This is a genomic window from Dellaglioa sp. CoH-56-MRSF-13, from assembly GCF_056782095.1.
Map to the genome: position 1 here is coordinate 1 of NZ_JBXAYC010000134.1, position 309 is coordinate 309.

The following is a 309-nucleotide window of genomic DNA, read 5'->3' on the forward strand; positions in this document are numbered from 1 at the left end:
GTTCGTAAGCCGGGCTCGCATCCCAACCCACATCTGCGATCTTATATCGATCGAGCCCGTGGGTCGCATAGTCGAAATCACCGTGGCAGTGACCGTGCAGCATCCAGTAACCGTGCTGGCAGTTACGCCAGTGGGCAATCGGGTGGTGGTCCATAATGATGTTGCGCCCATTAAACTTGATGTAAGCGCGATGCTCATGCACTTCCCGGAACAAGCCACTGGTCTTGTAGAACTCGATGTGCTTGTCGTCGTGATTGCCCAACACCAGAAACTTGTTCGGCGTCTCGATCTGTTCGATGAGTGCGCCAG

Annotated in this window: 1 protein-coding gene; it reads right to left on the bottom strand. The window is 54.7% G+C overall.

Annotation, left to right across the window (positions count from 1 at the left end; translation table 11 throughout):
- Window positions 1-309, bottom strand: a 309-nt coding sequence (locus AC1RP1_RS08200) for a hypothetical protein (RefSeq protein WP_481762751.1), incomplete at both ends; no start/stop codon positions are given.